The organism is Sutterella faecalis, from assembly GCF_006337085.1.
Classification (GTDB): domain Bacteria; phylum Pseudomonadota; class Gammaproteobacteria; order Burkholderiales; family Burkholderiaceae_F; genus Sutterella; species Sutterella faecalis.
Genome location: NZ_CP040882.1, coordinates 2,077,244 through 2,102,250, shown reverse-complemented (window position 1 = coordinate 2,102,250; position 25,007 = coordinate 2,077,244). Strand labels below are relative to the sequence as shown.

Annotated in this window: 7 protein-coding genes, 6 tRNA genes and 6 rRNA genes; 2 read left to right on the top strand and 17 right to left on the bottom strand. The window is 57.5% G+C overall.

From position 1 onward, the window contains the following. Positions 1–113 precede the first annotated feature (113 nt). From FG381_RS08855 to FG381_RS08845, 3 genes are all read right to left on the bottom strand, one after another. The gene (locus FG381_RS08855; protein WP_139688466.1) at positions 114–1,994 is read right to left on the bottom strand and encodes a glycerol-3-phosphate dehydrogenase/oxidase; all 1,881 of its coding nucleotides are present in this window, start codon (positions 1,992–1,994) and stop codon (positions 114–116) included. Positions 1,995–1,999: 5 nt separating this feature from the next. Then, positions 2,000–3,490 carry a glycerol kinase GlpK gene (gene glpK / locus FG381_RS08850; protein WP_139688465.1) on the bottom strand — a complete coding sequence of 497 codons (1,491 nt, stop codon included), beginning with the start codon at positions 3,488–3,490 and terminating at the stop codon, positions 2,000–2,002. Between the two features lie 159 nt (positions 3,491–3,649). Next, positions 3,650–4,378, bottom strand: a complete 729-nt coding sequence (locus tag FG381_RS08845) for a hypothetical protein (RefSeq protein WP_226960260.1) — start codon at positions 4,376–4,378, stop codon at positions 3,650–3,652. Positions 4,379–4,971: 593 nt separating this feature from the next. On the opposite strand from FG381_RS08845, the gene FG381_RS08840 reads away from it, so the two are divergent. After that, the gene (locus FG381_RS08840) at positions 4,972–5,271 is read left to right on the top strand and encodes an HPF/RaiA family ribosome-associated protein (RefSeq protein WP_139688464.1); all 300 of its coding nucleotides are present in this window, start codon (positions 4,972–4,974) and stop codon (positions 5,269–5,271) included. A gap of 161 nt (positions 5,272–5,432) precedes the next feature. Here FG381_RS08840 and FG381_RS08835 read toward each other — a convergent pair. The 5 genes from FG381_RS08835 to FG381_RS08815 all read right to left on the bottom strand — a co-directional run bounded on the left by FG381_RS08835 (position 5,433) and on the right by FG381_RS08815 (position 5,967). Further along, positions 5,433–5,508, bottom strand: a tRNA-Ala gene (locus FG381_RS08835). Positions 5,509–5,553: 45 nt separating this feature from the next. Next, positions 5,554–5,629: transfer RNA gene (locus tag FG381_RS08830), tRNA-Glu, on the bottom strand. Positions 5,630–5,641: 12 nt separating this feature from the next. Continuing rightward, positions 5,642–5,717 (bottom strand) — tRNA-Ala (locus FG381_RS08825). An 89-nt stretch (positions 5,718–5,806) separates the two neighbouring features. Next, positions 5,807–5,882, bottom strand: a tRNA-Glu gene (locus FG381_RS08820). A 9-nt stretch (positions 5,883–5,891) separates the two neighbouring features. Next, a tRNA-Ala gene (locus FG381_RS08815) sits at positions 5,892–5,967 on the bottom strand. 193 nt (positions 5,968–6,160) lie between these two features. Here FG381_RS08815 and uvrA point away from each other — a divergent pair. Next, on the top strand, positions 6,161–11,842 hold the full coding sequence (gene uvrA / locus FG381_RS08810; protein WP_139688463.1) for an excinuclease ABC subunit UvrA: 5,682 nt from the start codon (positions 6,161–6,163) through the stop codon (positions 11,840–11,842). Between the two features lie 98 nt (positions 11,843–11,940). On the opposite strand, the gene lptG is transcribed toward uvrA, so the two are convergent. The 9 genes from lptG to FG381_RS08765 all read right to left on the bottom strand — a co-directional run bounded on the left by lptG (position 11,941) and on the right by FG381_RS08765 (position 24,720). After that, entirely contained in the window at positions 11,941–13,077 is a 1,137-nt protein-coding gene (lptG, locus tag FG381_RS08805) for an LPS export ABC transporter permease LptG (protein ID WP_139688462.1), read from the bottom strand. Beyond that, a complete protein-coding gene (lptF, locus tag FG381_RS08800) occupies positions 13,078–14,205 on the bottom strand; it encodes an LPS export ABC transporter permease LptF (protein ID WP_139688461.1) in 1,128 nt (375 codons plus the stop codon). Between the two features lie 130 nt (positions 14,206–14,335). After that, positions 14,336–14,450: ribosomal RNA gene (rrf, locus tag FG381_RS08795) — 5S ribosomal RNA — on the bottom strand. A gap of 97 nt (positions 14,451–14,547) precedes the next feature. After that, a 23S ribosomal RNA gene (locus FG381_RS08790) occupies positions 14,548–17,434 on the bottom strand. Positions 17,435–17,725: 291 nt separating this feature from the next. Then, positions 17,726–19,258, bottom strand: a 16S ribosomal RNA gene (locus FG381_RS08785). A gap of 374 nt (positions 19,259–19,632) precedes the next feature. Further along, a 5S ribosomal RNA gene (rrf, locus tag FG381_RS08780) occupies positions 19,633–19,747 on the bottom strand. A 97-nt stretch (positions 19,748–19,844) separates the two neighbouring features. Further along, positions 19,845–22,731 (bottom strand): 23S ribosomal RNA (locus tag FG381_RS08775). 290 nt (positions 22,732–23,021) lie between these two features. Further along, a tRNA-Ile gene (locus FG381_RS08770) sits at positions 23,022–23,098 on the bottom strand. 89 nt (positions 23,099–23,187) lie between these two features. Continuing rightward, a 16S ribosomal RNA gene (locus tag FG381_RS08765) occupies positions 23,188–24,720 on the bottom strand. The 16S, 23S and 5S rRNA genes sit together here with 1 tRNA gene alongside, the layout of an rRNA operon. Positions 24,721–25,007: the final 287 nt, after the last annotated feature.

Sequence of the window (25,007 nt, the reverse complement as noted above, 5' to 3'; positions counted from 1 at the left end):
AATTCAAATCCCGGATCCGGCGCGGGAGGCCGGACCCGGGAGTGATCGGGACCGAATGCATTGGGGGAGCCGGAGCGTCATAAAGCTTCAGCCGGCTCCCTCAAAGTCTGATCTTAGGCTTTAGCGGACTTTTCCGCCTTGCCGCCGGACACTTTTTCAGCCGGCGGCTCAGCCTTTTCGAGAGGCTTTTCGTCAGGCTTTTCGTCGAGCTGAGGGAGTTCGGCGGCCGCCTTTTCAACGGCAGCCTCGACGGCTTCGGCCATGCGTGCGGGATCCGGCTCTTCGGCGGCTTGGGCGAGCGGCGCGGCCGGAGCCTTTTCGCCCGCTTCCTTCGGCGCTTCGGCGGCCGCTGCCGGCGCTTCAGGTGCTTCAGACGCCGGAGCAGTCTGAGGCGCGGGAGCGGCGGCCGGCGCCGCTGCAGGCGCAGCAGGAAGAGGCGCCGGCTGAGGTTGCGGTTCCGGTTCCGGTTCTGCTTCGGGTTCCGGTTCCGGCACCGCTTCGAGCTCATAGGGTTCGCCCGCCATGGCGGCGGCGACGATCGGCATCAGCTTTTCCGTTCTTTCGGCATTCATCTGCCCGAGACGCAGACGACGGTAAAGCACGTCCTCGGCCGTGAGCGCCGCTTCGTTGTCGCGGGCGTAGAGCGCATAAGCCACAACTTCGGCATCGGCCATGGGTCCCGCGGCGGCCGCCTCTTCTATCGCCTCGGCGTCGAAGGTCTCGTCGTTCACGATCGGCAGGGTCTTCGTGACGCAGAGGCGCGCCGGAACGAGGTGCCTCAGGGTGGCTTCAAGAAGCGCATCCTGAGCCATCAGGCGGTAGGAGGTCCACTTGCCGCCCGCCACGGTGATCATGTTGCCGAATTCGCTGATGACCGCATGTTCGCGGGAGGCCTTGGCCGTCGACCCGCCCTCAGGCGCTCTCAGGAGGGGGCGGAGCCCCGCAAAGGAGGCCTTCACATCTGCGCGGCTCACGGGCTTCGCGAGATACCCTGCGGCCGTCTCGAGAAGGAAGCTGATTTCGTCTTCCGTCGCCTGAGGATTCCAGTCGGGTTCGCGCTGTTCGACGTCCGTCGTGCCGACGATCGTCATCCCGTGCCAGGGAATGCAGAAGAGCACGCGCCCGTCGCGGGTCTTCGGGATGAGCATGCCGGAGTCGCCCGGCAGGAACGAACGGTCAAGGAGAATATGCGAGCCCCTCGAGCAGCGCACGATCGAAGGGGCATCAGGATCCACCATGCGGCGGATCGAATCCGTCCATACGCCCGTGCAGTTGAAGATCATGCGCGTGCGGATCCGGCAGGCTTCGCCCGTTTCCTTGTCGGTCGCGGTGAGCGACTGAATCCAGCCGCCCGTACGTTCAATGGCCGTCACGGGCATGTAGTTGATGCAGGCCGCGCCATGCTGGTTCGCGGTGCGGATGAGCGCGATATTGAGGCGCGCATCGTCAAACTGCCCGTCGAAGAATTCAACGCCCCCCATGAGGCCCTCGGTGCGCACGCCCGGAAGGCGCAGGGCGGCGGCATCCGCCTTCAGGGACTTCGTGCGTCCGAGTGAGGCTTTGCCCGCCATCATGTCGTAGAGCGCCAGTCCGACGGTATAGATTTCGCGCTCCCACTTCTTGAAGCATGGAAGCACGAAGGTTTCCGGGTGAACAAGGTGCGGCGCATTGTTGATGAGCACCTTGCGCTCGTGAAGGGCCTCGGTGACGAGTCCCCAGTCGCGGGGATTCTTCATGTAGCGCACGCCGCCGTGAATGAGCTTCGTCGAGCGCGAGGACGTCCCGGCCGAAAAATCCTGGGCGTCGAGAAGCAGCGTCGAGAGACCTCTCGACGCTGCGTCCACCGCAATGCCGGCGCCCGTCGCGCCGCCGCCCACGACGACGACGTCCCAGAGGGGATCCGCCTTCACGCGGGCAAGCGCCTCCGCGCGCGAAAGGGGCTTCAGGGCCTTTTCGCCCTCAGGCGCAGTCTTGGTCTTCAGAGCATCAGTCATAAGTCTCAGTTCCACTTGCGGGCGCGGCCGACGGCGCGCGTCCATTGGTTCAACAAAAATCCTCTCTGGTCGGCGCTCATCGCGGGTTCAAACACCCGATCAGCGCGCCAGAGCGCCTCAATTTCCTCGACGTTCTGCCAGAAGCCGACAGCGAGTCCGGCCAGATACGCAGCGCCGAGCGCCGTTGTTTCCGTCTGTGCAGGCCGGATCACCGGGACCCCGGTGATGTCGGCCTGAAACTGCATGAGGAGGTCGTTTGCCGCGGCGCCGCCGTCCGCGCGGAGCTCCCTCACCGGATGGAGCGCATCGCGCGCCATGGCCTCGAGCACCTCCGCGCTCTGGAAGGCAATCGCCTCGAGCGCCGCGCGCGCAATATGCGCCCGGGTGGTTCCGCGCGTGAGGCCGATCAGGCACCCTCGGGCGTCCGGATCCCAGTGCGGAGCGCCGAGCCCCGTAAAGGCCGGAACGAAATAAACGCCTCCGGCATCCTTTACGGACCGCGCGAGGGGCTCAATATCCTTCGCTCGCTTCACGAACCCCATCTCGTCTCGCAGCCACTGCACGACGGCGCCCGCCACGAAAACGGAACCCTCGAGCGCATAGCTCGCGGGGGCGTCTTCAATCCGATAGGCGGCAGTCGTAATGAGCCTCGAAACGCTCGCGCGGGGCTCCTTTCCGATATTCATCAGGAGGAACCCGCCCGTGCCGTAGGTGTTCTTGACCGTTCCCGGATGAAAGCACGCCTCGCCGAAGGCCGCCGCCTGCTGGTCGCCCGCGACCCCCGCAATCGGAATCGCCGCCCCGAACCACTCCGGGTCTGCATAGCCGGCAACCCGCGAGCTCGGGATGATTTCCGGAAGAATCCCGGCCGGAATGCGGAAGATGTCGAGGAGCTCGTCGTCCCACTGTCCGGAGCGCAGGTCGCAGAGAAGCGTTCTCGAGGCGTTGGTGATGTCCGTCGCGTGCAGGCTTCCCTTCGTAAGCTTCCAGATGAGCCATGCATCGATCGTGCCGAAAAGGATCTCTCCCTTCTGAGCGCGCTCCCGTGCGCCCGGCACATGGTCGAGCATCCACTCGATTTTGGTCGCGGAAAAATAGGGGTCGAGCCTCAGGCCCGTTTTTCCGGCGACGAGCGCCTCAAAGCCCTCGGCCTCGAGCGCCTCCACGCGCTTTGTCGTGCGCCGGTCCTGCCAGACGATGGCGGGCGCAATCGGCTCGCCGGTGACGCGGTCCCAGAGAACCGTCGTTTCACGCTGATTGGTGATGGCGAGCGCAGCGATGTCCTTTCCCGCGAGATGCGCTTTTTCAAGGCATTCGCGCGCCACCGCAAGCTCCGTGTCCCAGATTTCCGCGGCATCGTGCTCCACCCAGCCCGGATTCGGGTAATGCTGGGCGAACTCGCGCTGAGCGAGCGCCACCGTCTCGCCGCGCCGGTCGAAAATCAACGCGCGGGAGCTCGAAGTACCCTGGTCGAGCGCAAGGATGTAGTCGTTCATCTTTCAGGAGCCGCAGTGTGAGCGCGCAGAAGAAAAAAGCCCCGGGGCTTCCGGGGCTCTTTCTGGGCTGGAAATCCATCTGACTTCCATTGTATGGGGACTTCGGTTTCTACGAGCTTAACGACCCTCTGAACACCGCATAATCCCGCAGTCCCATCATTACTTGGCAGCTTCGGCTTCCGTCTTCTCGCCGGCAGCATCCGCTTCCTGCGACTCGGACGTTTCCGTGCTTTCGCCGTAATCCGAATCCTCGACATCGTCTTCGTCGATGTCAGCCGCATAGAGCTGAGCAGCGGTTTCGGGTTCGATCTGCGCTTCAGCAGGCTTCACGGCATCGAGCTTCACGACGCGGGCGGCGTCAATGAGAAGACGAAGCGCCTGATTCACCGCTTCGGGGCTCCCGAAGAAGTCGGCGATGTCGCTGTCGATCTTCACCATCGCATTGCGGGCAAAGTCGGAGCGCTCGGCAAAGCGGCGCGTATCGTAGGCGCGCGCGCGCGGACCCGAGCGAACGCCGAAGTCCTCGCGGCGGCCTTCGCCGAAGCGGTGTCCGCCGGGCTTTCTCTCAAAGCGCGGACGGTCGCCGAAGGAGCGGCCTTCGCCGAAAGGCTTTCTGTCGCCGAACGAACGGCGCTCGCCGAAGTCGCGGCGGTCCGAACGCTCGAAGCGGTCATTGCGGTCCGAGCGGTCAAAGCGCGGACGATCCCCAAAGGGCTTTCTGTCGCCGAAGGAGCGGCGCTCGCCGAAATCGCGGCGATCCGAACGATCGGAGCGGTCGAAGCGATCAAAACGGTCAAAGCGGTCGGAACGTCCGCGGCGGTCGCCGTCCTCGCCATCAAAGGAGCGGCGCGGACCCTTGTCCTGCCAGGGCTTGTTATCCATAGCCATTTTCTATGTATCTCTCTGAAAATAAAAATCGGACTTCCGCCTTGCCTATCAGGCGCGGGGCATGCATCGGGGCGGAATCCGTTGGTCAAAATAAATGTATGTAGAAGAAGTCAGTCTGAAAAGGTTTCGCGCTTCGTCGCTCTATCGAATGTCGAAAGGCATGGTCGAATGGATGCCGTCGCCCCGGAGAAAAATCACCTTCGCGGCCGGAAGGCCGGAAGTGTTTTCTAATCATTGAACAATCGCTTCGCCATTGAAATCCTGCGGGATTCCTCAAAGGGATCCGGATCAAGCGGGCCGCTTCACAATCTGAAAGGTATCGGCGCCTGAGGTTGAGGAAAGCTCTTTTAAACGAACTCCTGTCGTACATGCCCTTAAGAAGGCATGCCTCAACACGCCGTGCGTATTTTAAAGGATTCTGTGCGCGGCAACGCGCCTTTTTAGCTCCCTTGAGACTTGGGACAAGTCGTTACGAAAGTGACGCCGACGAGGGCGTAGAAAGCAGATACACTTTGATTAGGGATAACCGAAAAGATTTCCTTTTTCCGGTCTTTCTTCCCTACCAGCTCAGAACAACAAAAAGCGAGGTTCCTATGGCTGCCCAGATCATCTTTCATGGCATTAACCGCTCCCCCGCCGTCGAAACGGCTGTGAATGAGAAGGTTGCCGCGCTGCAGAAGTTTGACAATCAGCTCGGGCCCTGCAAGGTAACAGTCACTCAGGAAGGTCATCAGACGATGGGCGCCTTCACCATCCGCATTGACCAGTCCGCGTCGGGAAAGAACCTCATCGTCACCCGCACGAACCAGGATGTGATGGCGGCGCTCAATGAAGCATTCGACACATTGCGCCGCAGCGTCGTCGAAGAAGCCGACAAGCGTCGTCAGCGCTGAGCATTGACCGTTAAGCGTGCTGTCTGATCTTCTTTCCTGAAGACCATTCGCACGAAAGCCGGACGCTCCGGGATGCGAGCTTCCGGCTTTTTTTATGCGTCTGCACGCTGTCCGGATAAGACAAAGGCCCGTACGAAATCAACTCGTGCGGGCCTCACAACTGGTGGAGGATAGCGGGATCGAACCGCTGACCTCTTGCATGCCATGCAAGCGCTCTCCCAGCTGAGCTAATCCCCCGGATAGGTCAAATTGCGGTTTTCAGAAATTCATTCGTCGAGACTGTGGCGTCCCCACGGGGATTCGAACCCCGGTACCAACCGTGAAAGGGTTGTGTCCTAGGCCTCTAGACGATAGGGACCTCGACGATGTGTGGTGGAGGATAGCGGGATCGAACCGCTGACCTCTTGCATGCCATGCAAGCGCTCTCCCAGCTGAGCTAATCCCCCGACACGTTCTGATTGTGCTTCCCCGCCTCTTTCGAAGCGAGCGGCGTAAATCCGCCGGACTTTAGTGCCGTCCGACGCATTTAAAACCTTGGCGTCCCCACGGGGATTCGAACCCCGGTACCAACCGTGAAAGGGTTGTGTCCTAGGCCTCTAGACGATAGGGACCTTAATTCTTGGTGGAGGATAGCGGGATCGAACCGCTGACCTCTTGCATGCCATGCAAGCGCTCTCCCAGCTGAGCTAATCCCCCCTGAATCGAGAAGGGAGATTATGCCGAAGTGTTTTCGATAAAGCAAGAGTCAGTTGCTTTAAATTTACAATTTATTACATCCGTGCTTTCGGGACCTCGCGGGGAAAGATGCCGGAATGCCCGCCCCGGATGCTGCGCCATGGGCTAGATTTAGAGTCTCAAAATGAAAAACTGCCACCGAGTTTTCACGCAGATGACCCAGCAGAATGCTCCCCGCGACGCCCGGGATGAATCGGCGCCGGCGATCCGCATCCGCGGCGCCGAGCAGAATAATCTCAAGCACCTTGACCTCGACATTCCTGTCGGGAGCTTCACCGTCGTCACGGGCCTTTCCGGATCCGGGAAAAGCTCTCTCGTCTTCGATACGCTTTATGCGGAGGGCCAGCGCCGGTACGTGGAGACCTTCAGCCCCTACGCGCGCCAGTTCCTCGACCGCATGGACCGCCCGAAGGTGGCGTCGATCGAAGGCGTGCCCCCGGCAATTGCCATTGATCAGAACGCCGTCATCCGCACCTCGCGCTCGACCGTAGGCACGATGACCGAAGTGAATGACCGCCTGAAGCTTCTCTTTGCGAGAAAGGCGAGAGCCTTCTGTCCTAATGACGGCTCTCCGGTCCTCGACTTCTCCCCGGACTCCATGTGGGAGGACATTCTCGCGCGGCTCGAGGCGCGCGGAATGTCCGACGCGCGCACGGCCATTGCCTTTGAGCGCTTCGTGCCGAAGGCGCTTCCGCTTGAAACGGCGGAAGCGGGGCTTTCGGCTCAGGGCTTCACGCGGATTCTCGCCCGGGAGACGCGGGGAGACGGAACGCTCATCGTCGTTGCGGCCGATCGTTTCCGGGCGTCCGCCGTTGAAAGAAGCCGCGCGATCGAGGCGCTGGAAACGGCTTTGAAGCGCGGCGACGGGCGCGTGAGCGTCTGGGTTGAGCGTCCGGGCGAAGACCCTCAGAGATTTGCACGCTACCAGCACGGTCTCTCCTGCCCGGAGTGCGGACTCACCTTCTCGCCCCCGAAACCCGCTTCCTTCAGCTTCAATTCTCCCGTAGGGGCGTGCCCGGTCTGCCGAGGCTTCGGCCGCGTCATCGGGACAGACCTCTCACTTGTCATTCCCGACCGCTCGAAGAGCCTCCGGGAAGACGCCGTGAAGCCTTTTTCCACCAAGTCCTTTGCGGAATGCAAGGACGACATGCTGCGCGCCTGCAGACGACTCGGCATTCCGACGGATGTTCCCTACGAAGATCTTCCCGCAGAAGCCCGCCGGATCATTGAAGAAGGGGAGCCGGGCTGGACGGGAAAGTGGCAGACCGAGTGGTACGGCATCGGACGCTTCTTCGAATGGCTTGAAACGAAGAACTACAAGATGCACGTGCGCGTCATGCTCTCGCGCTACCGCTCCTACCGGACCTGCACGGCCTGCGGCGGCGCGCGCCTGCGCCCGGAGGCGCTTTCCTGGCGCATCGGAACGAAGGACGACCGGGAAGCCCTGCTCGGTGAAGCGCCGGATGCCGGCATTGATGCGAAGCCCGTCGGCTCCGCGCTTTCGCGCGAGGCCTACGGAGCGCTTCCCGGATTCAACTTCCATGAGCTCATGCTCATGCCGGCGGTGGTGCTGAAGCACTTCCTCGAACGCCTCAAGACCGAAAAGCACGACGAGGCCGAAGCGCTCATTCTCGGCGAATGCCTCTCGCGGATTACTTTTCTCTGCGACGTGGGACTCGGCTACCTCACGCTGAACCGCCAGGGGCGGACCCTCTCCGGAGGCGAAGTGCAGCGCGTCAATCTGACAACCGCGCTCGGGGCAAATCTCGTCAACACGCTCTTTGTGCTCGATGAACCCTCCATCGGCCTCCACCCGCGCGACATGGACCGCGTTAACGGCATTCTGCGGCGCCTCACCGCACAGGGAAATACGCTCGTCGTCGTTGAGCACGACCCGCAGGTCATGCTCGCCGGCGAACGTCTGATCGACCTGGGGCCCGGTGCGGGTGCTGCCGGCGGACGGATCATCTACGAAGGCTCGACGCGGGGCGTTCTCTCGGCCAAAACAGAAACCGGCGCGTATCTCTCGGGAGAAAAGCGCATCACGCGAAAAGCGCTTCCCGTGACGGATGAAACGCCGAAATTACGGCTCTCTCACGCGACCCTCAACAACCTGAAGGACGTCTCGGTGAGTTTCCCGCTCGGGCGCCTCATTGCGGTTGCCGGCGTTTCCGGTTCCGGCAAATCCTCTCTCATTGCAGATACGCTCGTTCCTCTGCTCGAACGGAAACTGGGAGGCGCAGTCGTTTTTTCGACCGAAACGGAGAGCGACGCTCCGGAAAATGGCGCCGCCGCTCAGCTTTCGGGCGACATCCCGGCGGGCATCGAATTCGTCGACCAGAGCTCGCTCGGACGCACCACGCGCGGCAATCCCGCGAGCTATGTCGGCGCCTTTACGGCGATCCGCGAATTTTTCGGCTCCTCCCCGGAAGCCATTGTTGCGGGACTCAAACCCGGAGATTTTTCATTCAATTCCGGAGCCGGCCGCTGCCCCCGCTGTGCGGGCACCGGCTGGGAGCATGTCGAGATGCAGTTTCTCTCCGACGTCTACCTTCCCTGCCCCGACTGCGGCGGGAAGCGCTACCAGGAAAAGATTCTGCGCATCCGGCCGACGCTCGACAATGGGAAAACACTGAGCATTGCCGACGTGCTCGACCTCACGGTCGATGAGGCGGTTGACGCTTTTTCCCGCCACGCGGCCGTCGTCAAGCCCCTGAAGGTTCTTCAGCTGACAGGGCTCGGGTACCTGAAGCTCGGGCAGCCCCTGACGACGCTCTCCGGAGGCGAAAGACAGCGCCTCAAGCTTTCCGCACGCATTGCCGAAGGCGTTCCCGCCGTGCGCGGGCAGAAGGGGAAGGCGTTCATATTCGATGAACCCACAACCGGGCTCCACTTTGCCGACACGGCAAAGCTCGTCGACGTCTTTGACAGACTCACCGCCATGGGGCACACGGTCATCGTGATTGAACACAACCTCGACGTGATCGGTGCGGCGGACTGGGTCATCGAAATGGGACCCGACGGCGGCTTTGCGGGGGGCGAAGTGATCTTTACAGGGACGCCGGAAGCGCTCGAGACCCAGGGAACGCTCACGGGCGAAGCGCTCCTCGCATGGCGCCGCGCGCAGGCGCGGGACGCCTCGCGCGAGAGCTTCTTCAACCTTCCGTCCCTGAAGAAGCCCCGAATCAATCCGCAGGAAGCCCTTCGCGAATCGCACGCCATCGTGATTGAGGGTGCCCGCGAACATAATCTCAGAAACCTCTCAGTCGACATCCCGAGAGAAGCCTTTACGGTCGTCACGGGGCCGTCAGGCTCCGGCAAATCGACGCTTGCCTTCGACATCGTCTTTGCCGAAGGACAGCGGCGCTATCTCGAAAGTCTCAATGCCTACGCGCGTTCAATGGTTCAGCCGCCGCCGGAACCCGACGTCGACAGCGTCCGCGGCATTCCCCCGACGGTTGCGATCGAGCAGCGCACGACCCGGGGCGGCATGCGCTCCACCGTGGCGACGATGACGGAGCTCTATCATTTTCTGCGCCTCATCTACGTGAAGCTCGGCACCGAATACTGTCCCGACTGTCAAGTCCCCGTCGAAGCGCAGACGGCGGCCATGATTGCTGAAAGCATCGGAGAAGCTTTTCCGCAGGAGGAATGTGCGCTTTTCGTTCCTGTCGTCACGGGAAGAAAAGGCATTTTCGAAAAGGAATTTCTGAGGCTTCGTCAGAAGGGCGTGAAGCTCGTTCTCGTCGACGGCGAATACGCTTCCATTGAAAGCACGATTCCGAAGCTCGCAAGAAACGTGCTTCACACCATCGAGGCGCTCGCCGGTCGTACGGACACGACAGCGCCGCCGCGCATGATTGAAGTGGACGTGCGCGCAGCGCTTGCGCTCGAAAAATCTTCGCAGCTGCGGGCGGTTCCCGTCTCGCAGGTGTCGCCCGGCGCGCCCGTGACGCACCCCGGCATCTTCTATTCGCTCGAACGCGCCTGCCCGAAGTGCGGGCGCTCCCTCCCGGAGCTCGATCCGAGACTCTTTTCGTACAACTCCGAAGCCGGAGCCTGTCCGACCTGTTCGGGGTACGGCGTGCTCACGGCCGCCATCCGCAAGGCCGTAAAGAAGGGTGAGGCAATGGCGACGGAATTTGCCCGGACGGAAGACGAACCAGAAGTCGTCTGCCCCGACTGCGGCGGCGCACGCCTCAATGAGGTCGCCCGCAATGTCCGCTGGGAAGGGAAAGCCATTCAGGAGGTCTGCCGCATGACGGCGCGCGAAGCCGCCGGGTGGTTCAGGGGATTGAAGCTGAATTCACGCAGCGCGGCAATCGCACACGATGCGCTCGAGGAGATCCGCTCGAGACTTTCCTTCCTCGCCGAAGTGGGGCTCGACTATCTGACGCTCGAACGAAGCGCGCCGACGCTTTCGGGCGGCGAAACGCAGCGCATTCATCTTGCGAGTCAGCTCGGCACCAACCTGAGAGGCGTCTGCTACGTGCTCGACGAACCGACGATCGGGCTTCACCCGAGAGACAACGGCATGCTCCTCTCTGCCATCGAATCGCTCACGAAGAAGGGTAATACGCTTCTCGTCGTCGAGCACGACGAGGAAACCATCCGCCGGGCCGACCACGTCATCGACATCGGCCCGGGAGCCGGCGTGCGCGGCGGCCGCCTCATGGGCGAAGGAACGGTCGAGGACCTGGAAGAGAATCCCGACTCCCCGACGGGGCGGCTGCTTGCCAACCCCATTCCTCATACCGGCATTCCGAAGCGCCTTCCTGACCCGGACAACAAATTGGTCACGCTCGAAGGGATTCGCTTCAGGAACCTCAATATCGGGAAGCTTGACATCCCCCTGAAGCGTCTTACCGTCGTCACCGGAGTGTCCGGTTCCGGAAAGTCGACGCTCTGCCGGGAAATTCTCTATGAGAACCTGAAGCGCCGGATCGAGAACCCGAAAGCCGCGCTCGCGGGCCTCTCCGGCATGAAGGGGACGGACGTCGTCGGCCGGGTACTTGAGGTCGACCAGACCCCGATCGGGAAGAACCCGCGTTCCTGCCCGGCAACCTATGCGGGCGTCATGACGCCGATCCGCGACCTCTTTGCCTCAACCAATGAGGCCAAGGCCCGGGGCTACGGCGCGAGCCGCTTCACCTTCAATAAAACGGAAGGGGCATGCCCCGAATGCGCGGGCCAGGGTCTGAGAACGGTGGAAATGAATTTTCTGCCTGACGTCAAGGTGCTCTGCGAAGCCTGCGGCGGCAAGCGCTTCAATCCCGAAACGCTCTCCGTCGAATGGAAGGGGAAATCAATCGGCGACGTGCTTGCGATGGAAATTGACGAGGCGGTCGAATTCTTCGCATCCATGCCCGCCATCTCGCATCCCCTGAAGCTCATGCAGGAGGTGGGACTCGGCTACCTCACGCTCGGGCAGCCCTCGCCCACGCTCTCGGGCGGCGAGGCGCAGCGCCTGAAGCTCGTTACCGAGCTCGCCCGCGTACGTCCCGAAGGCACCTTCTCCGCCCGGTCTCCGCACACGCTCTACGTGCTCGATGAGCCGACCGTGGGCCTCCATATGGCCGATGTGGCAAAACTCATGCACGTGCTCTCGCGCCTCGTTGACGCCGGAAGCACCGTCGTCATCATCGAGCACAACCTTGACGTCGTGGCCGACGCCGACTGGGTGATCGACCTCGGCCCCGAGGGAGGCTCAGAAGGCGGCCGCATCGTGGGCGAGGGAACGCCGAAGGAAATCTCGGCAAAGAAAACGCCGACAGGAAAAGCCCTGCGGGAATTCCTCCGGGCCCATAAGGCGAGGAGGAAGGCGAAGACGCAATAAGCGACGTCGACCCTCTCCCGGGCCTCTGAAAGGAAGAAGCGCGGCATTCCCTGGAAGAAAGCCGCGCTTCTTTTATTCTGCAAACGCCGGATCACTGATCAGCGTTTTTCAACCCACCAGAGCATGGCCCCCGAGAGGATAAACATCATGACGGAAGGGGCTGCCGCCATTACCGCTGGCGGCACCGCAGCAAAGATGGAAAGGTAGGAAAAGAGATTGTTGAGCGCATAGAACGCAATGCCGATGAGGACGCCGAGGAAAATCTTGATGGCAACGCCTCCGGAGCGCGCGTTCATGTACGCAAAGGGCATGGAGATGGCAAGCATCACCAGAACCGCAAGGGGATAAAAAGCCTTCGACCAGAAGACGGCGACGAAATGGTCCGCGTCCTGGTTGACCGACGTGAGGTGCTCGATGTAGCTCAAGAGATCCATCATCCCCATGCGATCGGGCTTTGTCGTCATGACGCCGAGAATCTCGGGCGTAATGGTGGAGGGGAAGAGGAATTCGGAGAGCCTTTCGCTCGTTACCGGCGTCTGGTTCGGATCGGTACGGCTGTCGTTCATCACGGGATAGGTCACCAGCGTAACATCCGAAAGTGTCCATCCTTCCCCGGGCTTAAAGAGTCCGGAATCGGCACGGATCATGCGCTCGAGCCGGCCGGAATCGTCGAACTCAAAGACGCGCCAGGCGCCGGTTGCATAGCGGTTCGACGCGCTGATCGAGCGGATGTTGATGTAGCGGTCAATCGAGGCTCCGCCTTCAGTCCTTGCGACGTCGCGGATCCAGGCGCCCGAGACATAGCCTCGTGCAGAGAGCGACTGGTCGCCGGTTGAGCGCACTTCCGTCTGATAGCGCTGCGCCCAGGGCGCCACGACTTCACCCATGCCATAGGTGCCGGCCACGAGGAGCACCCCCGGCAGAATGAGCGTTGCGGCAAGGCGCCAGGGCGAGAGGCCCGCGGCGCGAAGCACCGTGAATTCCGACGTCGACGCCCAGCGCGACATCGTATAGACGGCGGCAAGCAGCACGGCAAGCGGCGCCACCTCATAGGCGCGCGACGGGAGCGTGAGCCCCGTGAGGAGAAACGCCGTCGCAAGGTCGTACTTGTTGCTCCCCACCTCGTCCATCTGTCCGATGAGGTCGAAGAACGCAAAAAGCGCAATCAGGATGACAAGGACGAATACGGTGGAAAGAAGGATATCCTTCGTGAACTGTCGGGCGATGACGGACATTTAGCGCCCCCCTTCGGAACGACGCTGCTTCCAGTACCAAACGGACATCCATCTCGGAAGCCACCGGGTCATCCAGATGCGTCTTATAAAGAGAAGAACCGCGATGAGGAAAACGGAACCGTTGAGAAGGAGAAGCGCGGAAATGAGCGTCAGCCGCTCGCGCGTTACCCAGCTTTCCGCCACAGAAAGGCCGTTCAGGTAAAGAATGAAGATGAGAGCCGCCATGAGGAGATTGAGGCTTCTTCCGGCACGCGGAGACGTGCATGAGAGCGGTATTGCGAGCAGCACCAGATTCAGCGCAGCGAGCGGCCAGGAGAAGCGCCAGAGAAGCTCGGCCTGATTTTCTGGCGTCGGAAGCGCCAGAAGGACGGAGAGCGGCTGCGAATTGGCCCGGGTCGACCGGAAGGCATCGTCGACGCGGATGTCGAGCCTCACGCCGTAATCCTGAAAGTCGATGACCCGGGTGGCCGCAGAGGCGTTCTCCGTCTCAAAGCGGCTGCCGTTCTTAAGCACAATGTAGCGGTCGCCTTCGGCGTTGATTTCAATCGCGCCTTTTTCAGCCGTAACAACAGACTCTTTCCCGACTCCAGCTTCCGCCATGAAGACCCGGCCGACTTCATTGGGCGTTTCGCCCGCGGATTCAATGAAGAAGACGCGCTTGCCTCCCTGCGCCTCAATGAAGCGTCCGGGCGCAATGGCATTCACGTCCTCGCGCTGCGTGAACTGGTTGCGAAGCTTATACGTCTCCGAACGCGCCCAGGGCGAAATCACAATCGAAAGCAGTGCGATCATGACGACGACGGGAAGCGCAAAGCGCATCATGGGTTCGATCCATGAGAGGAGCGAGCGGCCTCCGGAAGAGAACCAGACCACCATCTCGTTGTCCTGCCAGGAGCGCATGAGCGTCATCAGCGCAGCAATAAAAAGCGAAGCGGCAAGAAGAGGCGGAAGGTTCACGAGCGCGTTGTAGATAACGAGCTGCAGCACCGCAGAATGATCCACGCTGCCGCCGGCCGCCAGATTAATGAAGCGCACCATGGCGACCGCAAGAACGATCGTGAAAAGCACGGTGAAGACTCCGCCCGCAATGTTGGCGAGTTCAGAGATCAATGAACGCTTGAAGATCATGCTGGGTGTAGGAGTAGTGCTGAATGTAGCCGCTCGACCGGACCTGAAGAAGACGATTTTAACGGCTGGGAATCAGAATATGCGAAAGCCCCTGCTGACATCAAATCAACAGGGGCTTCGTTTATAGGGAGCCTGGCGATGACCTACTTTCACTGGAAATACAACCAACTATCATCGGCGCGGAGACGTTTCACTGTCCTGTTCGGAATGGGAAGGAGTGGGGCCGTCACGCTATGGTCACCAGGCTAAAAAGGGGTGGAAAAGCAAAGACTGCAGTTGCGACTGCTTTCTCGATTCTCTTGAAGTTCTTCTCACCGTCATGATGAAAAGCTTCACGGTTATAGGATCAAGCTTCACGAGCAATTAGTATCGGTCAGCTCAACGCCTCACAGCGCTTGCACACCCGACCTATCAACGTCCTGGTCTCGAACGACTCTTCAGGGAGGTCAAAGCCTCCAGGAAGACTTATCTTCAGGCAGGTTTCCCGCTTAGATGCTTTCAGCGGTTATCCTTTCCCCACATAGCTACCCGGCGGTGCCACTGGCGTGACAACCGGTACACCAGAGGTGAGTCCATTCCGGTCCTCTCGTACTAGGAACAGCCCCCGTCAATCTTCCAACGCCCACGGCAGATAGGGACAAAACTGTCTCACGACGTTTTAAACCCAGCTCACGTACCTCTTTAAATGGCGAACAGCCATACCCTTGGGACCGGCTACAGCCCCAGGATGAGATGAGCCGACATCGAGGTGCCAAACACCGCCGTCGATATGAACTCTTGGGCGGTATCAGCCTGTTATCCCCAGAGTACCTTTTATCCGTTGAGCGATGGCCCTTCCATGCAGAGCCACCGGATCACTATGACCTACTTTCGTATCTGCTCGTCTTGTCGGACTCGCAGTCAAGCACGCTTTTGCCATTGCACTATCAGCACGATTTCCGACCGTGCCTAGCGTACCTTCGCACTCCTCCGTTACCCTTTAGGAGGAGACCGCCCCAGTCAAACTGCCTACCATGCACGGTCCCCGAAGCGGATCACGCTCCCAGGTTAGAACCTCAAACAAATCAGGGTGGTATTTCAAGGATGGCTCCGTTAAGACTGGCGTCCTAACTTCACTGCCTCCCACCTATCCTACACAGATCGGTTCAAAGTCCAATGCAAAGCTGCAGTAAAGGTTCATGGGGTCTTTCCGTCTAGCCGCGGGGAGATTGCATCATCACAAACACTTCAACTTCACTGAGTCTCAGGAGGAGACAGTGTGGCCATCATTATGCCATTCGTGCAGGTCGGAACTTGCCCGACAAGGAATTTCGCTACCTTAGGACCGTTATAGTTACGGCCGCCGTTTACTGGGACTTCGATCAGGACCTTGCAGCCCATCAATTAATCTTCCAGCACCGGGCAGGCATCACACCCTATACGTCGACTTTCGTCTTTGCAGAGTGCTGTGTTTTTAGTAAACAGTTGCAGCCACCAATTCTCTGAGACCTCTTCATGCTCCGGATGTTTCTTCCTTCACACTACAAAGGCACACCTTATCCCGAAGTTACGGTGTCAATTTGCCGAGTTCCTTCTCCTGAGTTCTCTCAAGCGCCTGAGCATATTCAGCTCGCCCACCAGTGTCGGTTTGCGGTACGGTCAATTGCAGGCTGATGCTTAGAAGCTTTTCCTGGAAGTCCATTCAGTCACTTCAGCTGAAACCAGCCTCGATGCTTCGCCTCGGAAATTCGCCGGCGGATTTGCCTGCCGGCTTCCTACGCTCGCAAACCGGGATATCCAACACCCGGATGACCTTCAGCACTCCGTCCCTCCTTCGCACCTGCAATCGGTCCAGGATTATTAACCTGGTTCCCATCAGCTATGCTTCTCAGCCTCGCCTTAGGGGTCGACTCACCCTGCTCCGATGAACGTAGAGCAGGAAACCTTGGGCTTGCGGCGAGCGGGCTTTTCACCCGCTTTAACGTTACTCATGTCAGCATTCGCACTTCCGATACCTCCAGCAGCCCTCGCGGGTCCGCCTTCTCAGGCTTACGGAACGCTCCCCTACCACTCAACCTTGCGGTTGAATCCGCGGCTTCGGTTATTGACTTAGCCCCGTTACATCTTCCGCGCAGGAAGACTCGATCAGTGAGCTATTACGCTTTCTTTGAAGGATGGCTGCTTCTAAGCCAACTTCCTGACTGTCTTAGCCTTCCCACTTCGTTTTCCACTTAGTCAATATTAGGGACCTTAGCCGGCGGTCTGGGTTGTTTCCCTTTTGAGTCCGGACGTTAGCACCCGGTGCTCTGTCTCCCGTGCCCTGACTTCCAAGTATTCGGAGTTTGCCATGGTTTGGTAAGACGCCATGTCCCCCTAGCCATAACAGTGCTCTACCCCCTGGAGCCCTACACGAGGCACTACCTCAATAGTTTTCGGGGAGAACCAGCTATCTCCAGATTTGTTTAGCCTTTCACCCCTATCCACAGTTCATCCGCTAATTTTGCAACACTAGTCGGTTCGGCCCTCCAGTGTGTGTTACCACACCTTCAGCCTGACCATGGATAGATCATCTGGTTTCGGGTCTACGCCCAACGACTGAATTTCGCCCTGTTCGGACTCGCTTTCGCTGCGCCTCCCCTATCCGGTTAAGCTCGCCATTGAACGTAAGTCGCTGACCCATTATGCAAAAGGTACGCAGTCACCCTTGCGGGCTCCTACTGTTTGTATGTATGCGGTTTCAGGATCTATTTCACTCCCCTCCCGGGGTTCTTTTTACCTTTCCTTCACAGTACTGGTTCACTATCGGTCGATCACGAGTATTTAGCCTTGGAGGATGGTCCCCCCATCTTCAGACAGGATTTCTCGTGTCCCGCCCTACTTGTCGCAAGCTTAGTCCCACAGACCCAATTTCCCGTACGGGGCTGTCACCCTCTGTAGCCGGCCTTTCCAGACCGTTCCGGTATCGAATCTGCTAACGCTTGCAGGCTCTTCCAATTTCGCTCGCCGCTACTTTCAGAATCTCGGTTGATTTCTGTTCCTGCAGTTACTTAGATGTTTCAGTTCACTGCGTTCGCCTCAATGAGCTATGTATTCACTCATTGATACTTCCTTAAAGGAAGTGAGTTTCCTCATTCGGACATCCGTGGATCAAAGCTTGCTTGCCAGCTCCCCACGGCTTTTCCCAGGCTGCCGGGTCCTTCATCGCCTGTGATCGCCAAGGCATCCACCACATACACTTAGTCGCTTGATCCTATAACTCTGAAGCCTTTTGCCTTCAAAGCAACAAGACGACCTGTAACGCGCTGCTTCTCTGAATCATGTCGGTTCTCGATGAACTTCAATGAATCGATGTTTTGAATGCAATCACAACCCCTGAAGCTGCCTTTATCTGAAGAGAAGCATCTCAACTTCTCTTCAAGACAACTTCAGAATGTCTTTACTTTTCCAAATTTTTAAAGATCGATCAAATCTCAACGACCTGATAAGTGTGAACACCGTGAAAGTCTCTGAAGGCGTTCTCTAAAGAACTCCGACTCTCTTTAAAGGAGGTGATCCAGCCGCACCTTCCGGTACGGCTACCTTGTTACGACTTCACCCCAGTCATGAAGCCCACCGTGGACGCCGCCTTCCTTTCGGTTGGGCAAACGTCTTCTGGTGAACCCCACTCCCATGGTGTGACGGGCGGTGTGTACAAGACCCGGGAACGTATTCACCGCGGCATGCTGATCCGCGATTACTAGCGATTCCGACTTCATGCAGTCGAGTTGCAGACTGCAATCCGGACTACGATCGGTTTTCTGGGATTGGCTTCACCTCGCGGCTTCGCTTCCCTCTGTTCCGACCATTGTATGACGTGTGAGGCCCTAGCCATAAGGGCCATGAGGACTTGACGTCATCCCCACCTTCCTCCGGTTTGTCACCGGCAGTCTCATTAGAGTGCCCTTTCGTAGCAACTAATGACAAGGGTTGCGCTCGTTGCGGGACTTAACCCAACATCTCACGACACGAGCTGACGACAGCCATGCAGCACCTGTGTCCAGATTCCCTTGCGGGCACCCCCGAATCTCTTCAGGGTTCCTGGCATGTCAAGGCTAGGTAAGGTTTTTCGCGTTGCGTCGAATTAATCCACATCATCCACCGCTTGTGCGGGTCCCCGTCAATTCCTTTGAGTTTTAATCTTGCGACCGTACTCCCCAGGCGGTCTACTTCACGCGTTAGCTGCGTTACCAAGAGATTGCTCTCCCAACAACTAGTAGACATCGTTTAGGGCGTGGACTACCAGGGTATCTAATCCTGTTTGCTCCCCACGCTTTCGTGCATGAGCGTCAGTCATGTCCCAGAGGGCTGCCTTCGCCATCGGTGTTCTTCCAAATATCTACGCATTTCACTGCTACACTTGGAATTCCACCCTCCTCTGACAAACTCAAGTCTTGCAGTCATATATGCAATTCCCAGGTTGAGCCCGGGGATTTCACATCTATCTTACAAAACCGCCTGCGCACGCTTTACGCCCAGTAATTCCGATTAACGCTTGCACCCTACGTATTACCGCGGCTGCTGGCACGTAGTTAGCCGGTGCTTATTCTTCAGGTACCGTCAGCAGAACACGGTGTTATCGCATCCCTTTTCGTCCCTGACAAAAGCAGTTTACAATCCGAAGACCTTCATCCTGCACGCGGCATGGCTGGATCAGGGTTGCCCCCATTGTCCAAAATTCCCCACTGCTGCCTCCCGTAGGAGTCTGGGCCGTGTCTCAGTCCCAGTGTGGCTGGTCGTCCTCTCAGACCAGCTACCGATCGTCGCCTTGGTGGGCCTTTACCCCGCCAACAAGCTAATCGGACATCGGCCGCTCTTCCTGCGCAAGGTCTTGCGATCCCCTGCTTTCACCCTCAGGTCTCATGCGGTATTAGCTGTCCTTTCGGACAGTTATCCCCCACAAGAAGACACGTTCCGATGCATTACTCACCCGTGCGCCACTCGCCGCCAGGAGCAAGCTCCCGCGCTGCCGTTCGACTTGCATGTGTAAGGCATGCCGCCAGCGTTCAATCTGAGCCAGGATCAAACTCTTTAGTTCAATCTTTGTTTTGCCGCTCTTATTTCGCCGGAATTGAAAGAGAAGAATTAAATTCTTTTCTTTCGGCTTCAATAAGCGCGAACTTCGTAAAATTTTTGAGTCTTCGGAATCGTGAAATTCCGACGCTCTTCAGCGAGCGCCTCAAGCTTTCCGATGTTCACACTTATCGGTTCGTTGAATCTGATTTTTAAAGAACTTTTCGCTGTTTGATCAGCGAAGGATCGAAATCATACAGAAGTCGTTCCATTTTGTCAAGAGCGTTTTTAAACTTTTTTCTTCACTGCCTTCTCGGCAGCGCGTTGAAAAGTCAACCCTCTCATAAATAGCGAAAACCCCTGCCGGCCTCAAGCCAACAGGGGTTTCGTTTGTAGGGAGCCTGGCGATGACCTACTTTCACTGGAAATACAACCAACTATCATCGGCGCGGAGACGTTTCACTGTCCTGTTCGGAATGGGAAGGAGTGGGGCCGTCACGCTATGGTCACCAGGCTAAAAAGGGGTGGAAAAGCAAAGACTGCAGTTGCGACTGCTTTCTCGATTCTCTTGAAGTTCTTCTCACCGTCATGATGAAAAGCTTCACGGTTATAGGATCAAGCTTCACGAGCAATTAGTATCGGTCAGCTCAACGCCTCACAGCGCTTGCACACCCGACCTATCAACGTCCTGGTCTCGAACGACTCTTCAGGGAGGTCAAAGCCTCCAGGAAGACTTATCTTCAGGCAGGTTTCCCGCTTAGATGCTTTCAGCGGTTATCCTTTCCCCACATAGCTACCCGGCGGTGCCACTGGCGTGACAACCGGTACACCAGAGGTGAGTCCATTCCGGTCCTCTCGTACTAGGAACAGCCCCCGTCAATCTTCCAGCGCCCACGGCAGATAGGGACAAAACTGTCTCACGACGTTTTAAACCCAGCTCACGTACCTCTTTAAATGGCGAACAGCCATACCCTTGGGACCGGCTACAGCCCCAGGATGAGATGAGCCGACATCGAGGTGCCAAACACCGCCGTCGATATGAACTCTTGGGCGGTATCAGCCTGTTATCCCCAGAGTACCTTTTATCCGTTGAGCGATGGCCCTTCCATGCAGAGCCACCGGATCACTATGACCTACTTTCGTATCTGCTCGTCTTGTCGGACTCGCAGTCAAGCACGCTTTTGCCATTGCACTATCAGCACGATTTCCGACCGTGCCTAGCGTACCTTCGCACTCCTCCGTTACCCTTTAGGAGGAGACCGCCCCAGTCAAACTGCCTACCATGCACGGTCCCCGAAGCGGATCACGCTCCCAGGTTAGAACCTCAAACAAATCAGGGTGGTATTTCAAGGATGGCTCCGTTAAGACTGGCGTCCTAACTTCACTGCCTCCCACCTATCCTACACAGATCGGTTCAAAGTCCAATGCAAAGCTGCAGTAAAGGTTCATGGGGTCTTTCCGTCTAGCCGCGGGGAGATTGCATCATCACAAACACTTCAACTTCACTGAGTCTCAGGAGGAGACAGTGTGGCCATCATTATGCCATTCGTGCAGGTCGGAACTTGCCCGACAAGGAATTTCGCTACCTTAGGACCGTTATAGTTACGGCCGCCGTTTACTGGGACTTCGATCAGGACCTTGCAGCCCATCAATTAATCTTCCAGCACCGGGCAGGCATCACACCCTATACGTCGACTTTCGTCTTTGCAGAGTGCTGTGTTTTTAGTAAACAGTTGCAGCCACCAATTCTCTGAGACCTCTTCATGCTCCGGGTGTTTCTCCCTTCACACTACAAAGGCACACCTTATCCCGAAGTTACGGTGTCAATTTGCCGAGTTCCTTCTCCTGAGTTCTCTCAAGCGCCTGAGCATATTCAGCTCGCCCACCAGTGTCGGTTTGCGGTACGGTCAATTGCAGGCTGATGCTTAGAAGCTTTTCCTGGAAGTCCATTCAGTCACTTCAGCTGAAACCAGCCTCGATGCTTCGCCTCGGAAATTCGCCGGCGGATTTGCCTGCCGGCTTCCTACGCTCGCAAACCGGGATATCCAACACCCGGATGACCTTCAGCACTCCGTCCCTCCTTCGCACCTGCAATCGGTCCAGGACTATTAACCTGGTTCCCATCAGCTATGCTTCTCAGCCTCGCCTTAGGGGCCGACTCACCCTGCTCCGATGAACGTAGAGCAGGAAACCTTGGGCTTGCGGCGAGCGGGCTTTTCACCCGCTTTAACGTTACTCATGTCAGCATTCGCACTTCCGATACCTCCAGCAGCCCTCGCGGGTCCGCCTTCTCAGGCTTACGGAACGCTCCCCTACCACTCAACCTTGCGGTCGAATCCGCGGCTTCGGTTATTGACTTAGCCCCGTTACATCTTCCGCGCAGGAAGACTCGATCAGTGAGCTATTACGCTTTCTTTGAAGGATGGCTGCTTCTAAGCCAACTTCCTGACTGTCTTAGCCTTCCCACTTCGTTTTCCACTTAGTCAATATTAGGGACCTTAGCCGGCGGTCTGGGTTGTTTCCCTTTTGAGTCCGGACGTTAGCACCCGGTGCTCTGTCTCCCGTGCTCTGACTTCCAAGTATTCGGAGTTTGCCATGGTTTGGTAAGACGCCATGTCCCCCTAGCCATAACAGTGCTCTACCCCCTGGAGCCCTACACGAGGCACTACCTCAATAGTTTTCGGGGAGAACCAGCTATCTCCAGATTTGTTTAGCCTTTCACCCCTATCCACAGTTCATCCGCTAATTTTGCAACACTAGTCGGTTCGGCCCTCCAGTGTGTGTTACCACACCTTCAGCCTGACCATGGATAGATCATCTGGTTTCGGGTCTACGCCCAACGACTGAATTTCGCCCTGTTCGGACTCGCTTTCGCTGCGCCTCCCCTATTCGGTTAAGCTTGCCATTGAACGTAAGTCGCTGACCCATTATGCAAAAGGTACGCAGTCACCCTTGCGGGCTCCTACTGTTTGTATGTATGCGGTTTCAGGATCTATTTCACTCCCCTCCCGGGGTTCTTTTTACCTTTCCTTCACAGTACTGGTTCACTATCGGTCGATCACGAGTATTTAGCCTTGGAGGATGGTCCCCCCATCTTCAGACAGGATTTCTCGTGTCCCGCCCTACTTGTCGCAAGCTTAGTCCCACAGATCCAATTTCCCGTACGGGGCTGTCACCCTCTGTAGCCGGCCTTTCCAGACCGTTCCGGTATCGAATCCGCTAACGCTTGCAGGCTCTTCCAATTTCGCTCGCCGCTACTTTCAGAATCTCGGTTGATTTCTGTTCCTGCAGTTACTTAGATGTTTCAGTTCACTGCGTTCGCCTCAATGAGCTATGTATTCACTCATTGATACTTCCTTAAAGGAAGTGAGTTTCCTCATTCGGACATCCGTGGATCAAAGCTTGCTTGCCAGCTCCCCACGGCTTTTCCCAGGCTACCGGGTCCTTCATCGCCTGTGATCGCCAAGGCATCCACCACATACACTTAGTCGCTTGATCCTATAACTCTGAAGCCTTTTGCCTTCAAAGCAACAAGACGACCTGTAACGCGCTGCTTCTCTGAATCATTTCGGTTCTCGATGAACTTCAATGAATCGATGTTTTGAATGCAATCACAACCCCTGAAGCTGCCTTTATCTGAAGAGAAGCATCTCAACTTCTCTTCAAGACAACTTCAGAATGTCTTTACTTTTCCAAATTTTTAAAGAACTTCGCGCTGAGTTAACAGCGCCATAGGCAAGAAATCGAACGATTTCACTCTCTTGCCTACGGCGTCGCAAACGTTGGATTGGTGGGTCTGGATGGATTCGAACCATCGACCCCCGCCTTATCAAGACGATGCTCTAACCAGCTGAGCTACAGACCCAATCCTGCGCTTCAGAACTCAACGATCCGATAAGTGTGAACACCGTGAAAGTCTTTGAAGGCGTTCTCTAAAGAACTCCGACTCTCTTTAAAGGAGGTGATCCAGCCGCACCTTCCGGTACGGCTACCTTGTTACGACTTCACCCCAGTCATGAAGCCCACCGTGGACGCCGCCTTCCTTTCGGTTGGGCAAACGTCTTCTGGTGAACCCCACTCCCATGGTGTGACGGGCGGTGTGTACAAGACCCGGGAACGTATTCACCGCGGCATGCTGATCCGCGATTACTAGCGATTCCGACTTCATGCAGTCGAGTTGCAGACTGCAATCCGGACTACGATCGGTTTTCTGGGATTGGCTTCACCTCGCGGCTTCGCTTCCCTCTGTTCCGACCATTGTATGACGTGTGAGGCCCTAGCCATAAGGGCCATGAGGACTTGACGTCATCCCCACCTTCCTCCGGTTTGTCACCGGCAGTCTCACTAGAGTGCCCTTTCGTAGCAACTAGTGACAAGGGTTGCGCTCGTTGCGGGACTTAACCCAACATCTCACGACACGAGCTGACGACAGCCATGCAGCACCTGTGTCCAGATTCCCTTGCGGGCACCCCCGAATCTCTTCAGGGTTCCTGGCATGTCAAGGCTAGGTAAGGTTTTTCGCGTTGCGTCGAATTAATCCACATCATCCACCGCTTGTGCGGGTCCCCGTCAATTCCTTTGAGTTTTAATCTTGCGACCGTACTCCCCAGGCGGTCTACTTCACGCGTTAGCTGCGTTACCAAGAGATTGCTCTCCCAACAACTAGTAGACATCGTTTAGGGCGTGGACTACCAGGGTATCTAATCCTGTTTGCTCCCCACGCTTTCGTGCATGAGCGTCAGTCATGTCCCAGAGGGCTGCCTTCGCCATCGGTGTTCTTCCAAATATCTACGCATTTCACTGCTACACTTGGAATTCCACCCTCCTCTGACAAACTCAAGTCTTGCAGTCATATATGCAATTCCCAGGTTGAGCCCGGGGATTTCACATCTATCTTACAAAACCGCCTGCGCACGCTTTACGCCCAGTAATTCCGATTAACGCTTGCACCCTACGTATTACCGCGGCTGCTGGCACGTAGTTAGCCGGTGCTTATTCTTCAGGTACCGTCAGCAGAACACGGTGTTATCGCATCCCTTTTCGTCCCTGACAAAAGCAGTTTACAATCCGAAGACCTTCATCCTGCACGCGGCATGGCTGGATCAGGGTTGCCCCCATTGTCCAAAATTCCCCACTGCTGCCTCCCGTAGGAGTCTGGGCCGTGTCTCAGTCCCAGTGTGGCTGGTCGTCCTCTCAGACCAGCTACCGATCGTCGCCTTGGTGGGCCTTTACCCCGCCAACAAGCTAATCGGACATCGGCCGCTCTTCCTGCGCAAGGTCTTGCGATCCCCTGCTTTCACCCTCAGGTCTCATGCGGTATTAGCTGTCCTTTCGGACAGTTATCCCCCACAAGAAGACACGTTCCGATGCATTACTCACCCGTGCGCCACTCGCCGCCAGGAGCAAGCTCCCGCGCTGCCGTTCGACTTGCATGTGTAAGGCATGCCGCCAGCGTTCAATCTGAGCCAGGATCAAACTCTTTAGTTCAATCTCTGTTTTGCCGCTCTTATTTCGCCGGAATTGAAAGAGAAGAATTAAATTCTTTTCTTTCGGCTTCAATAAGCGCGAACTTCGTAAAATTTTTGAGTCTTCGGAATCGTGAAATTCCGACGCTCTTTAGCGAGCGCCTCAAGCTTTCCGATGTTCACACTTATCGGTTCGTTGAATCTGATTTTTAAAGAACTTCGCTGAATCTTTTCGTTCAGCGCAGACTTTGCATTTTACGGAAGCTTAGTCTGTTTGTCAAGAGCGTTTTTAAACTTTTTTTTCATCGC

Excerpts from the sequence above, each read along its gene's own strand:
- FG381_RS08855 (WP_139688466.1), bottom strand. The coding sequence starts at position 1,994 with ATGACTGATGCTCTGAAGACCAAGACTGCGCCTGAGGGCGAAAAGGCC.
- glpK (WP_139688465.1), bottom strand. The coding sequence starts at position 3,490 with ATGAACGACTACATCCTTGCGCTCGACCAGGGTACTTCGAGCTCCCGC.
- FG381_RS08845 (WP_226960260.1), bottom strand. The coding sequence starts at position 4,378 with ATGGCTATGGATAACAAGCCCTGGCAGGACAAGGGTCCGCGCCGCTCC.
- FG381_RS08840 (WP_139688464.1), top strand. The coding sequence starts at position 4,972 with ATGGCTGCCCAGATCATCTTTCATGGCATTAACCGCTCCCCCGCCGTC.
- uvrA (WP_139688463.1), top strand. The coding sequence starts at position 6,161 with ATGACCCAGCAGAATGCTCCCCGCGACGCCCGGGATGAATCGGCGCCG.
- lptG (WP_139688462.1), bottom strand. The coding sequence starts at position 13,077 with ATGTCCGTCATCGCCCGACAGTTCACGAAGGATATCCTTCTTTCCACC.
- lptF (WP_139688461.1), bottom strand. The coding sequence starts at position 14,205 with ATGATCTTCAAGCGTTCATTGATCTCTGAACTCGCCAACATTGCGGGC.